Origin of the sequence: [Empedobacter] haloabium (assembly GCA_008011715.2) — a bacterium.
In the GTDB taxonomy this organism is placed as follows: Bacteria; Pseudomonadota; Gammaproteobacteria; order Burkholderiales; family Burkholderiaceae_D; genus Rugamonas; species Rugamonas haloabia.
Window position 1 is genome coordinate 4556849 of sequence record CP136508.1, and the last position, 12858, is coordinate 4569706.

Annotated in this window: 10 protein-coding genes and 1 pseudogene; 4 read left to right on the forward strand and 7 right to left on the reverse strand. The window is 68.0% G+C overall.

All coding sequences use genetic code 11. From position 1 onward, the window contains the following. The 3 genes from E7V67_019955 to E7V67_019965 all read left to right on the forward strand — a co-directional run bounded on the left by E7V67_019955 (position 1) and on the right by E7V67_019965 (position 4627). Positions 1 to 2367 (forward strand): TonB-dependent receptor plug domain-containing protein, encoded by a 2367-nt coding sequence (locus E7V67_019955; GenBank protein WUR11957.1) that lies wholly within the window; start codon positions 1 to 3, stop codon positions 2365 to 2367. Further along, positions 2367 to 3494: a glycerophosphodiester phosphodiesterase family protein gene (locus E7V67_019960; protein WUR11958.1), complete on the forward strand. Its 1128-nt coding sequence runs from the start codon at positions 2367 to 2369 to the stop codon at positions 3492 to 3494. Before E7V67_019955 ends, E7V67_019960 begins: the two co-directional genes overlap by 1 nt. Before the next feature lie 65 nt (positions 3495 to 3559). Beyond that, positions 3560 to 4627, forward strand: coding sequence for an SDR family oxidoreductase (locus tag E7V67_019965; GenBank protein ID WUR11959.1), 1068 nt, complete (start codon positions 3560 to 3562; stop codon positions 4625 to 4627). Here the strand turns inward: E7V67_019965 and E7V67_019970 are convergent. The 7 genes and pseudogenes from E7V67_019970 to eno form a co-directional block, all read right to left on the reverse strand. Then, entirely contained in the window at positions 4614 to 5087 is a 474-nt protein-coding gene (locus tag E7V67_019970) for an RES family NAD+ phosphorylase (GenBank protein ID WUR11960.1), read from the reverse strand. The two genes, E7V67_019965 and E7V67_019970, sit on opposite strands and share 14 nt — an antisense overlap. Next, the gene (locus E7V67_019975; protein ID WUR11961.1) at positions 5084 to 5566 is read right to left on the reverse strand and encodes an antitoxin Xre-like helix-turn-helix domain-containing protein; all 483 of its coding nucleotides are present in this window, start codon (positions 5564 to 5566) and stop codon (positions 5084 to 5086) included. Before E7V67_019975 ends, E7V67_019970 begins: the two co-directional genes overlap by 4 nt. 88 nt (positions 5567 to 5654) lie before the next feature. Beyond that, positions 5655 to 6800, reverse strand: coding sequence for a ChuX/HutX family heme-like substrate-binding protein (locus tag E7V67_019980; GenBank protein WUR11962.1), 1146 nt, complete (start codon positions 6798 to 6800; stop codon positions 5655 to 5657). Positions 6801 to 6806: 6 nt separating this feature from the next. After that, positions 6807 to 9020: a TonB-dependent receptor gene (locus tag E7V67_019985; GenBank protein WUR11963.1), complete on the reverse strand. Its 2214-nt coding sequence runs from the start codon at positions 9018 to 9020 to the stop codon at positions 6807 to 6809. A gap of 145 nt (positions 9021 to 9165) precedes the next feature. Next, positions 9166 to 9469, reverse strand: a pseudogene (locus E7V67_019990) (hypothetical protein). Positions 9470 to 9670: 201 nt separating this feature from the next. Continuing rightward, a complete protein-coding gene (ftsB, locus tag E7V67_019995; protein ID WUR11964.1) occupies positions 9671 to 10021 on the reverse strand; it encodes a cell division protein FtsB in 351 nt (116 codons plus the stop codon). A 60-nt stretch (positions 10022 to 10081) separates the two neighbouring features. Beyond that, positions 10082 to 11365 carry a phosphopyruvate hydratase gene (gene eno / locus E7V67_020000; GenBank protein ID WUR11965.1) on the reverse strand — a complete coding sequence of 428 codons (1284 nt, stop codon included), beginning with the start codon at positions 11363 to 11365 and terminating at the stop codon, positions 10082 to 10084. A 179-nt stretch (positions 11366 to 11544) separates the two neighbouring features. Between eno and E7V67_020005 the strand changes: the two genes are divergently transcribed. Then, on the forward strand, positions 11545 to 12825 hold the full coding sequence (locus E7V67_020005; protein WUR11966.1) for a glycerate kinase: 1281 nt from the start codon (positions 11545 to 11547) through the stop codon (positions 12823 to 12825). The last annotated feature ends 33 nt before the right edge of the window (positions 12826 to 12858 follow it).

Genomic DNA, 12858 nt, shown 5'->3' on the forward strand with positions numbered 1-12858 from the left:
ATGAAAACGAACTTGAAGGTGGCGGCGACGTGCGCGGCCCTGGCCCTGACCCCGCTGGCACTGGCGGACAACGTGGCGGCGGCCGTCGCCGACATGACGCCCGCAGCCGACGCCGCCGAAGCGGCGGCCGTCGGCCCGATCGCCACGGTGGAAATCGCCACGCGCCGCACCCGCTCCTCCGTCGCGCTGAAGCAGGACGAGATCCAGAAAATCCTGCCCGGCATTAACCCGCTGAAGGCACTGCAGACACTGCCCGGCGTGAACTTCCAGACCGCCGACCCTTGGGGCAACAACGAACAGAACCTGTCGCTGACGGTGCATGGTTTCTCCGGCCAGCAGCTGGGCTACACGATGGACGGCGTGCCGCTGGGCGACCAGCAATACGGCAACTACAACGGCCTGTCGCCGCAGCGCGCGGTCATTTCCGAAAACGTGCGCGGCGTCGTGCTGTCCTCCGGTGCCGGCGACCTGGCCACCGCCTCGACCAGCAACCTCGGTGGCACCATCGAGACGTTCTCCAGCGACCCGCTGGCCAGCCGCAACGTCGCCCTGCAGCAGACCGTGGGCAGCCACCAGACCTCGCGCACGTTCCTGCGCTACGATACCGGCAAGTTCGGCGACAGCCGCGCCTACATCTCGGCGCTGCACCACGAGGCGCATGCATGGGACTTCGAGGGCCGCCAGGGTGGCAACCAGGTGAACGCCAAGTTCGTCAACGACCATGCCGCCGGCAAGCTGACGCTCTTCCTGAACTACAGCGACAAGATCGAGCCGAACGAGGACAGCACCGTGCACGTGGCCGGCGAGACCAGTGCCCCGTACACCCGCCCGTTCACCTACCCGGACTTCGCCACGGCGCTGGCCTACCTGTCGCCGACCGGCGCGACGCCGGCAGCCGACGGCAACAACTACCGCAACTATTACAGCGACGCGCAGCGCGAGGACTGGCTCGGTTACGCGCGCTACGAGTGGAACCTGTCGGATACCGTGACGTGGATGAACCAGGTCTACTACCACTACGACAATGGCGTCGGCGTCGTGGCCGGCCCGATCGGGGTGGCCGGCCTGCCGGCGCTGTTCAGCGTGTATTACCCGAACCAGAACCTGAAGCAGGTGTTCGGCAATTCCGGCTACGCCACCCGCACCACGGAGTACCAGATCAACCGCGCCGGCGTGCAGTCGATCCTGCGCGCGGAACTGGGCGAGCACAAGGTGCAGGGTGGCGTCTGGTTCGAGCATAACGAGTCGCAGGCCTACCGGCGCTGGTATGCGCTGGACGTCAACAACCCCAGCTCGCCGTACGACCGCCCGTCCAATCCGCTGATCACGCAGTACGGCAGCGAGATCAGGAACAAGGTGGTGCAACTGCACCTGCAGGACGAATGGCAGGTGCGGCCCGACGTGGTGCTGCAGGCCGGCTTCAAATCGAGCCTGCAGTTCGCCCACGGCGACTTCCCCGTGCAGCCGAAGCTGGGCGCGATCGCGGGCGGCTCGAAAGCACTGCCGGTCGGCGACATCGACACGAAGAAGTGGTTCCTGCCGCAGCTGGGTGCGCGTTGGGACCTGTCGGCGCGCGACCAGGTATTCGTCAACCTGCAGAAGAACATGCGCCAGTTCGTCACCTACGGCGGCGGTGGCGCGTCGCCATGGAGCCTGGCCAGCCAGCAGGCGTTCGACCTGTTCGCCAAGGAAGCCAAGCCGGAAACCTCCGTCACGTTCGAGGCCGGCCTGCGCGGCAGCCGCAACTTCGAGGGTGTCGTCACGGGCCTCGATGGCCAGGTCAGCGTCTACCACGTCAACTTCAAGAACCGCTTGCTGACGATCAGCCCGACCCCGGTGATCTCCTCCATCATCGGCGGCAATCCGGTGCTGGCCAACGTGGGCAGCGTCAAGACCGATGGCGTCGACCTCTCCGGCACCCTGCACTTCGGCCGCCGCTTTTCGCTGTACAACGCCTTGTCGTACAACCGCTCGCGCTACGACGACAACTACCTGAACGGCGCGACGACGGTGCCGACCAGCGGCAAGAACGTGCCCGGCAGCCCGGAATGGATGGACAAGTTCGTCGCTACGCTGAACTTCGGGCCGACCGAGGTCTCGCTGCAGGGCGAGTACGTGGGCAAGCGCTACGCCACCTATACCAACGACCTGTCCGTGCCCAGCTACTTCCTGATGAACCTGGCCGTCGGCTGCAAGCTGCCGTTCCTGGACCGCTGGGTGAAGAACCCGCGCTACCGCGCCACGGTCACGAACCTGGCCGATCGCAAGGGCAGCCTGAACGTCGTGGTGGGCGCGGCCGACAAGACGTACAACACGTTCCCGATCCCGCCGCGCCAGGTGTTCCTGACCGTGATGGCGGACCTGTGATGGCGGCGCCGATCACCCGCCACCTGTCGCGGCGCGGCTTCATCGCCACCGCGGCCGGCACCGCGGCAAGCGCCGCCGCGCTGCTGCTGCCGGGCGCGCGCGCGGCCGAGGCCCGCACCAAACCACTGGTGTTCGCGCACCGCGGCGCCTCGGCGCTGCGGCCGGAGCATACGCTGGCGGCCTATTCGAAAGCCATCGCCGACGGTGCCGACTATATCGAGCCGGACCTGGTCTGCACCAGGGATGGCGTGCTGGTGGCCCGCCACGAAGCCGACCTGACGGAAACCACCGACGTGGCCAGGCGGCCCGAATTCACGTCGCGCCGCACGAGGAAGACCTTCGACGGCGAGACCCATACCGGCTGGTTCGTCGACGACTTCACGCTGGCCGAGCTGAAGACCTTGCGCGCGCTGGAACGCATTCCGCAGTCGCGCCCGGGCAGCGCGCAGTACGACGGCATGTTCCAGGTGGTGACGTTCGAGGAGGTGATCGACTTCGTCGCCGCGCAGTCGGCCACGACCGGGCGCCTGATCGGCCTCGTGCCGGAGCTGAAAAGCTCGACGTATTTCGCCGCCGCCCGCCTGGCGCTGGAGGACCGCTTCATCGCCACCCTGGCGGCGCACGAGTACACCCGCCGCGCCCCGGTCGAGATCCAGTCGTTCGAGGTGGCCAACCTGCGCTATCTGCGCGACAAGCTGGGACGCCGCGCCAACCTGCGCCTGATGCAGCTGGTCGGCGTGGGTGCGACGCGGCCCAGCGACGTGGCGGCGACCGGCGGCAAGCTGACCTACGGCGAGATGGCGACTCCGCGCGGCCTGCGCGACGTGGCGGCCTACGCGGACACGTTCGCGCCGCCCACCCGCGCGCTGATTCCGTTGAAGAGCGATGGCAGGCTCGATGCGCCCACCGCCGTGGCGGCGCACGTGCGCGCGGCCGGCCTGCGGCTGGAGACGTGGACGTTCCGGCCCGAGAACCGCTTCCTGGCGGCGGACTTCCGCGACGGCGCCGGCGAGCATGCGCGCAACGAGGCCGGTTCGGTGGCGGAAATCCGGCGCTACCTGCAGCTTGGGCTGGATGGGTTCTTTACCGACGATCCGGCGCTGGGGCGCAAGGCGGTGGACGGCTGACGGGGCGTCCGACAGGGTTTGCCGATGCCCTGTAAAGTCACGCTTTGATCACAGTAGGAGCAAGCATGACGAACAAGGCACTCATCATCGGCAGCAGCGGCGTGGTCGGCAGCGCGCTGGCCGAGCGGCTGTTGGCGCAAGGCTGGAGCGTGGCAGGCGTCTCGCGCGGCCGTACCGCGACCGTTCCCGGCGTGCGCCAGATCAGCGCCGACCTGACCTCGCGTCAGGCGCTCGACGCGGCGCTGGCCGGCGTGGACGCCACGCACGTGTACATCACGGCGTGGTCGCGCCAGGCCAGCGAGGAGGAAAACATCAAGGTCAACGGCGCCATGGTAGCGAACGTGCTGGCCGCCGTCGGGCCGGCCGGCACCGTGCGCCACGTGGCGCTCGTCACGGGCCTGAAGCACTACCTGGGTCCGTTCGAGGCCTATGGCCAGGGCGCCGTGCCGATCACGCCGTTCCGCGAGGAGCAGGGCCGGCAGGACGTACCCAACTTCTATTACGAGCAGGAGGACCGGCTGTTCGAGGCGGCGGCGGAATATGGCTTCAGCTGGAGCGTGCACCGGCCACACACCATCGTCGGCTACGCCGTCGGCAATGCGATGAACATGGGGCAGACGCTGGCCGTCTACGCCAGCCTGTGCAAGCACACGGGCCAGCCGTTCGTCTTCCCGGGCAGCCGCCAGCAGTGGGAAGGCCTGGTGGACGTGACGGATGCGCGCCTGCTGGCGCGCCACCTGCAATGGGCTTCGACCAGCGAGGCGGGCCGCGACGAGGACTTCAACGTCGTCAACGGCGACATGTTCCGCTGGCAGTGGCTGTGGCCAAAACTGGCGGCCTACTTCGGCATCGAGGCGGCGCCGCTGCCAGCGCAAATCAGCCCGCTGGAGTCACGCATGGACGACGCGCCGCGGCTGTGGCGCGAGATTGCGCAGCAGCACGACCTAGCGCAGGACGACGTGACAAAGCTGGCCTCGTGGTGGCACACGGACGCGGACCTGGGCCGGCCGATGGAAGTCATCACGGACATGACGAAAAGCCGCAAGGCCGGCTTCCTCGACTACCAGGCCACGCCGGATGCGTTCTTCGACCTGTTCGAGCGGCTCAAGCGGGACAAGCTCATCCCCGGCTGACGCCTGGAGCGACCAGCCACTTGCGCAGCACCGTGGCGCGCAGGCGCGCGCTGTCCGGGTGACGGGGGTTGATCAGCACATTCGATTCTTCCGGCACCAGCACGGAAGGCACTTCCAGCAGCGCCGTCGCGCCGGCCCGGCACCACGCCTGCCCGGCCTGCACGCTGGGCAGGCCATATGGCTGCGCGTCCCAGCCGGGCGGTGGCGCCAGCACGGTGCGGGCGGCGTAGACGTCGTCCGGCACGTCGATGCGTACCAGGTAGCGATTCAGCGGCACGCCTTCCAGGCCCAGGCGGGCCAGCGTTTCCAGCGACGCCAGCGCGATATTCGATGACGTGTAGACGAGCGGCGTGCCGGCCGCGTTCCAGCGCCCGCCCGTGCTCTCGGCGCCCTTGCCGGACAAATCCTCGGCAGTGTACCGCGGCGTCACCGCCGCGATGCGCCACAGCGTGCGTGTCATGCATAGGCTCCGCTCTGCGCCATCGCGAGCAGGTTGGCGATGTATTTCTGGCCTTCCACGGTGTCGAGGTAGCTGGCCGGCGTGGCGCCGCCCAGCGCGGCCAGCGGCGTGGTCAGCCAGCGCGACATCCACGCGGCGGCATCGAAGTCTTCCGGTGCTTCCGCCTCCGCCACCATCGCCTGCACCTGCCCGATCAGGGCCTGCACACCCAGCACGCGCTCGGATTCGTCCGGCGCCAGCGGCAGGTTCTCGCGCACCTTGCGGCTCAGCGTGGCGCGCGCAATGCCCAGCGCATCGAGCAGGCTCTCCTTCGACATCGCCAGCAGCGCGGACAGCTCGCCGACTTCACGCGCCGGCACTCCTTCACGGATCAGTTCGATGCGGTATTGCGCGCTCTCCTGGTACAGCTGCAGGAAATCCGGCTGGCCGGGACGGGGATAGTGGCGGCGTTCCGCCCTTGCGTTGTCGGTAGCAGTCATGGCTCGCTCCTTTGAGCACTCAGGCTAACTCAAAGGAGCCATCGGCGCAAGCAGCCCGGGCTGTGATTGCCACTGGCATCGAGGAGAATCAAGCCCCCGGCAAGGCGGCCGCCAGCTCGGTCCACCCCTGCGGTTGCGGCTTGCCGCGCTCGCGCACGCCGAAGAACGACACCACCAGATCGCCTCCTTCGTCGAAGAATTCGACGGACGTGACGCCGGCGCGCTGCAGCACGTAGCCGCTGCGCAGCGCGCTGTCGCGCAGGTGCAGGTTGAAGTCCGGGTCCAGCACGTTGAACCAGCCGCCGCCCGCCGCCACCTTGCCGATCCGACCGCTGTAGATCTGCGTGACCGCGCCGTTGCCGACGAACGCCATGATGGCGACCTGCTGGCGCGCCGCCTGCTCCAGCAGTTGGCGCACGGCCTGCGGCGCGACGCGGCGCACCGCACCGGCAGGCGCGAGCCGCAAGGCCTGTTCGCGCGTCATGCCGAACTCGCTGACGATGCGGTTGAACTGGTGCACGTCCCCCATCTCCTGCCAGGCCAGCTGGAATTCCTTGACGTCGACGGCGCTGTCCGGCTTCGGCGCGGGCTTTGGCGCGGCCGGCGCGATCGCCATGCGCTCATCCTGGCGCGGATGGCGGAACTCGGCCACCAGCTTGTCGAACACGGGGATGGCCGCATCGTCCTTCAGGTAGACCTTGTGGATCGCGCCGCCGCTCGCATCGAAGAACTGCAGGCTGCGGCTGGTGGCACCGTCGCGGCCCGGCTGCACCACGGCGAACGCGTATTTCCAGCGCGGGAACTGGAAACGCAGGTCGATCGGACCGCCCAGGTAGCCGCCGGCGATGTTCAGTTCGCGGGCGGCCCGCTCGGCATCCTGCGCGCCGCCGTCGCCCTGCTTGGCCTGGGCAATGCGGCTGGCGATGCCGGTGGTCTCGATGACGGCATGTTCATTGCGGGTCAGCGCCATCACGCGGCCCAGGTCGAGCGCGCGGCGCATGATCTCGCGCGGCGCATGGTCCGTGTCGCGCAGCCGCGTCACGGTGCTGCCGAGGTTTGTCGCCAGCAGCTCGGCCTCCGATGTGCCGAGCGCACGCGCGGCGTCGCGCGCCTGCAGCGTGGGCTGCTCCTTGCGCAGCGCGGTCCAGCGCTCGGCCAGGGTGGCCGCCTGCGTGCTGCCGATGGCCAGGGTGCCGGCCAGCGCCAGCAGCAGTCGTCGTTGAGGGTTCATCATGGCTCCTTAGTAGATCAGTTTGAAGGTGACGGCGGCATAGCGGCCCGGCCGGGCCATGCGCTCGATGTCGGCGCGTGCGGCGGCCGTGGTGCCGGCGGCCAGGCCACGTGCCGCCGTGTAGTCCCAGTATTGTTTGTCGGCGACGTTGTACAGGCCCGCCGTCAGTTCCGCATTGCGGCCGACGTTCCAGTAGCCCGCCAGGTCGATCACGGTGGCGGACGGCACGGCGAAGCGCGCCGTGCTGGCACCGCCGATCACGTCCGCCCTGGCCTGCTTGGCCGCCACGTGGACCAGCGCGACGGAAGCGCCGCCGCGCTTGCCGGGATCGTCCCACGCCAGTGTGGCGCTGGTCTTGCGCGGCAGCGTCGAGGCCAGTTCGCTTTCCTCGCCCGTCGTGCCGTTGCGTGCCTTGCTGTGCTGGACGCCCGTCGCCAGCGCCAGGCTGGTGCCCTGCAGTGCCGCCGCGAGCTGGCCGACGTCGACGCGCGCGGACGCCTCCGCGCCCCAGGTGCGGGCCTCGCCCACGTTCTCGGGCCGGTACAGGCCGAACGTGATGGTGGGGTAGTTGACGGGATCGGGCGGTTGCGCGGCGTATTCGATCAGGTTGTCGTAACGGGTGTGGAACAGCGCCGCGCTGAACGTGAGGGCACGGCTGGCGCGACCCTTCAGGCCCACTTCGAACGCGTTGCTGGTTTCCTTCTTCAGGTTGGCGTTGCCCAGCACCGCATAGCCGTTGCCGGCGCCCGTGTAGCTGAACGAGTCGTAGGTACCGGTGCGCTCGGCCGCCGTCGGCAGCCGCGTGCCGCGGCTGTACTGCGCATAGGCCGTCAGCTCCGGACGCAGCGCATAGGCAAGCGCCAGGCTGGGCGTGAGGTAGCCGTCGCTTTCCTTGCGCAGTTCGGCCGCGGCGCCCGGCACCGCGCTGGCATAGGCCGACAGGTTCCTTGGCTCGAGCTGGCGGTAGTCCCAGCGCAGGCCCGGCGTGACGGTGATGGCGCCCAGCGCCAGCTCGCCGCGGGCGAAGGCGGCGAACTTGCGCGTGTCCGTATCGGCCATGCGGTTCTTGTTCGTGACCTGGTGCGCACCCGTCGCCACGACCGTACGGTCCTCGCGCCACGGGCGGCGCGTATCGACCGTCTCGGCGCTCAGCCCATAGGTCAGCTGGTGCGCACCGAAGGCCTTGACGGCCGTGCTGGCCAAGCCGGCGCTGTCGTTTTCGAAGCCGGTGGCGATGTCGCGCACGTAGGGCCGGTTGCCGGTCACGTAGCTGGCATGCGTGGCGTCGGCCACCTCGGCGCGCTGTACGTACAGGCGGCTCTCCAGCGTATCGAACCAGGGCGTGGTGCCGCTGAAGCGGTGCTCGATGCTGGCGCGATCGCGCCGGGTGCGCGAGTCCTGCGTGGCGCCGTCCGGGTAGGATGCGCCCTGCTTGTTGTCGAACTCGCGGCGGTGACGGGCGCGGTAGGCATCGATGGTGGCGACGAAGCGGTGGCCCTGCCATGGGGTCCAGGCCAGCTTGGCCAGCAGCGCGTCCGAATCCCAGTCGTCCGGGTTGACGGGCACGCTGCCATTGGCCTCCAACGCGCTGCCGTCGCGGTGCACCAGCACCGCCAGGGCTTGCACGCCGCCGCTGTGCAGCGCGCCGGTCAGCGCATGCATGCGCATATCGCTGGCGCCGTCGTGGCCGAACTTGTAGTCGGCGTAGACCGGCCGGGCCGCGCTGACATAGTCCTCCGGCGCCTTGGTCGCGAAAGCAACGGCACCGCCCAGGCCCGGCGTGCCGGCCTTGGCGGCCGTGGTGCCGGAGCTGATCTCGACGCTGCGGAAGGTTTCCGGATCGAAGTAGTCGCGGCCCACGCCGAAGCCGTTCAAGGTCATGCCATCCGGCTTCGGCGCCGCGTCGGGCAGCGCGATGCCGTCCAGGTCCAGGCTGACGCGATTGCCTTCGATTCCACGAATATTGAAGCCGGTATTGCCGGCGCCGTCCCACACGTTGCCGCTGCCGCTGGCGGCGCCCGGCACGCTGACCAGCGGCGCGTAGCGCGCCATGTTCTGCATGTCGGTGACGCCGCGCCGGACCAGTTCGGCCGGTGTCAGCACGGTGCCAGTGCCGGGCTCCTCGAGGCGGTGGCCTTGAATGACGACCGTGTCGAGTGGCTCGGCGGCGGGAGATTCGGCTTGCGCCAGGGGCGCCAGCGCGCAGGACAGCAGCGCCGCCATGCGGCACCGGCGGGGGAAGTTTGCAACCATAACGTTCCAGGGTAAGGGTCAGGACAATGCTGGCTCTGAACCCGGACGAGGCTGCCCGACAGTCACGTTGCTGGCGCTAGACTGCCATATTAATACGAATGATTCTCATTTGCAATCAGATTGTTTGACGCTCCGGCGTGGCGCTGATCTTGTGGATCGACAGTCCACCCAGCGCATGCGTGCCAAAAATGCCCGCGGCAAGGCCGCCCCAGGCGCCGCACAGGCCGTGCAGCGGCCAGACGCCCAGCACGTCGTCGATCTTCCAGCGGTCTAAACATGACGACAAAGATGGCGCCGGCGACACCGCCCGTGACGAGCGCAACCAGCGGATGCATCAGGTCGGAGCCGGCACAGACGGCGACCAGCCCCGCCAGTGGGCCGTTGTAGGCAAAGCCGGGATCGTTGCGGCCCAGTACCAGCCGTCAGCGTGCCGCCAAGTTAAGGAATGTTATTAGCCTGCCGCAGACGGCTTCGCACCCGACAGCGGAGAGCTGGGGTCAGGCCCGGCGGGTCTGACCCCGGTTTTGGGCCTGGGGTTGAGGGATCCGCCTGCGGCCCTGTGAGTCTTACATCCTTAACTTAGCGCCATTTGTGACTGTCACCGGTTTTTCCGAAGAGGATCAGTGCGGCTTGGCGTCCTTGGCCTTGTCGGGCGGGGGCGGCGGCGCCGGCGTGGCGCCATCGCCCGGCATGTCCTGGCCCTTGCGCAGGATCTGCACGTAGATCTCGTTCTGCTTGATCATCGACAGCTCGAAGCGGGCCCGTTCCTCGACGGCGCCGGTGCCGTCCTTCAGGTCGCGCACTTCGGAATCGAGCTTGGCGTTGCGGCTCTTCAGGCTGTCGTTCTTCTGGTGCGCCGCCTCGACCTGCTGTTCCAGGTCCGCCACGCGCAGCCACCCGCCCTTGCCCAGCCACAATGGATATTGAATCAACAGCAGCAGTACCGCCAGGGCAAGGGTAATCAGACGCATAAAAGGAAAACCGGCCGGTAGTTCGTACCGGCCGGAACAAGAAGTTGCGGAAAGGTTCTATTACTTCAGATTATAGAACGCTTCGCGCCCCGGGTAGCTGGCGATATCACCGAGATCTTCCTCGATACGCAGCAGCTGGTTGTATTTCGCCATGCGATCCGAGCGGGACATCGAGCCCGTCTTGATCTGCAGCGCGTTCAGGCCGACGGCGATGTCGGCGATCGTCGAGTCTTCCGTTTCGCCCGAGCGGTGCGAGATCACGGCCGTGTAGCCGGCGCGCTTGGCCATCTCGATGGCGGCGAACGTTTCCGTCAGCGTGCCGATCTGGTTGATCTTGATCAGGATGGAGTTGGCGATGCCTTTCTGGATGCCTTCCTTCAGGATCTTGGTGTTGGTGACGAACAGGTCGTCGCCCACCAGCTGCACCTTCTTGCCCAGCGCTGCCGTCAGGGTGGCCCAGCCTTCCCAATCGCCTTCGTGCATCGCGTCCTCGATCGAGATGATCGGGTACTTGTCGCACCAGGTCGACAGCAGGTTGGTGAAGTCGGCCGCCGACAGCGACAGGCCTTCGCCTTCCAGCTCGTACTTGCCGTTCTTGTAGAACTCGGACGCGGCGCAGTCCAGGCCGATGGCAACCTGCGTGCCCGGCTCGTAGCCGGCTTCCTCGATGGCCTGGATGATCAGCTTGATGGCGTCTTCGTGGTTCGCCAGCGACGGGGCGAAGCCGCCTTCGTCGCCAACGGCCGTGCTCAGGCCTTTCTTGTGCAGGATCTTCTTCAGCGTGTGGAACACTTCGGCGCCGTAGCGGATCGCTTCCTTGAACGTCGGCGCGCCGACGGGGATGATCATGAATTCCTGGATGTCCAGGTTGTTGTCGGCGTGTGCGCCGCCGTTGATGACGTTCATCATCGGCACCGGCATCTGCATCGAACCCGAACCGCCGAAATAGCGGTACAGCGGCAGGCCGGCTTCTTCCGCGGCGGCCTTGGCGACGGCCATCGACACGGCCAGCATCGCATTGGCGCCCAGGCGCGACTTGTTCTCGGTGCCGTCCAGGTCGATCAGGGTGCGATCCAGGAAGGCTTGCTCATTGGCGTCCAGGCCCATGATCGCTTCCGAGATTTCCGTGTTGATGTTCTCGCAGGCCTGCAGCACGCCCTTGCCGAAGTAGCGCTTCGGATCGCCGTCGCGCAGCTCGATGGCTTCGCGCGAACCGGTCGACGCGCCCGACGGCACCGCGGCACGGCCCATCACGCCCGATTCCAGCAGCACGTCGCATTCCACGGTCGGATTGCCGCGCGAGTCGATCACCTCGCGGCCGATAATATCAACGATAGCACTCATAACACTTCTCCAAGGTAGACAAAAACCGGTGGGGCACGCGCATGGTCGGACATGCAACGTGATGCGCATGCAAAAATTGCAGCAAGGGTAACAGAGGATGGCTTTGTAGGGAAGCGGAACGGCTTACTACAAAACGCCCGGCACTGGCCTGGCGGGCCCATGAATGCTATCGTCGCCCCATGACTACGACCCTGGACATCGATGCGCGCGCCCTGCTGCGCCGTATGCTCGACGCGGCCATCGCCGCCGCCCAACCCGCCCTGTGCATTCCCGCCGCGCTGCCTGACGTACCGAAAGGCAGACTGCTCGTCATCGGCGCCGGCAAGGCCTCGGCCGAGATGGCGCGCGCCGTCGAACGGAACTGGCCTGGCCCGCTCGAGGGCCTGGTAGTGACGCGCTACGGCTACGCGGTGCCATGCGAACGCATCGCGATCGTGGAGGCGGCACACCCGGTGCCGGACCAGGCCGGGCTGGACGCGGCGCGCCGCATGCTGGCGCTGGTGCAGGACCTGACGCCGGACGACACCGTGCTGTGCCTGATCTCCGGCGGCGGCTCGGCCCTGCTGCCGCTGCCGCAAGATGGCATCACGCTGGCCGACAAGCAGCACGTCAATGCCATGCTGCTTAAATCCGGCGCCACCATCGCCGAGATGAACTGCGTGCGCCGCCACCTGTCGGCCATCAAGGGCGGCCGGCTGGCGGCGGCCTGCCATCCGGCGCGCGTCGTCACGCTGCTCATATCAGATGTGCCGGGCGACGATCCCATGGACATCGCCTCCGGCCCGACCGTGGCCGATCCCACCACCTGCGCGGACGCGCTGGACGTCGTGCGCCGCTACGGCATCGAGCTGCCGGCACACGTGCTGGACGTGCTGACGGGCGGTCGCGGCGAATCCGTCAAGCCGGCCGACCCGCGCCTTGCGCACGCCGAGGCACACCTGATCGCCACGCCCCGGATGGCGCTGGAAGCGGCGGCGCAGGTGGCGCGCGACGCCGGCGTCACGCCATACGTCCTGGGCGACAGCATCGAAGGCGAAGCGCGCGACGTGGGCAAGGTCATGGCCGGCATCGCGCTGCAGGCGGCCGCGCGCGGGGAGCCGTTCGCGCCGCCGTGCGTGCTGCTGTCCGGCGGCGAAACCACCGTCACGGTGCGCGGCCAGGGCCGCGGCGGACGCAACGTGGAGTTCCTGCTGGCGTGCGCGCTGGCGCTGCGCGGCACGCCGGGCGTGTACGGGCTTGCCGCCGATACGGATGGCGTGGACGGGCAGGAGGAAATCGCGGGTGCGGTGATCGCGCCCGATACGCTGGCGCGCGCCTGGGCCGCGGGCATCAAGCCGCAGGACAGCCTGGCCGACAACGACGGGCATGGGTTTTTCCAGGCGCTTGGGGATAGCGTCATCACGGGTCCGACGCTGACGAACGTCAACGACTTCCGGGCGTTGCTGGTGCTGCGGTCGTGAGGTCGCGGCTTAAACCCGTGGTGACAGGCTCCG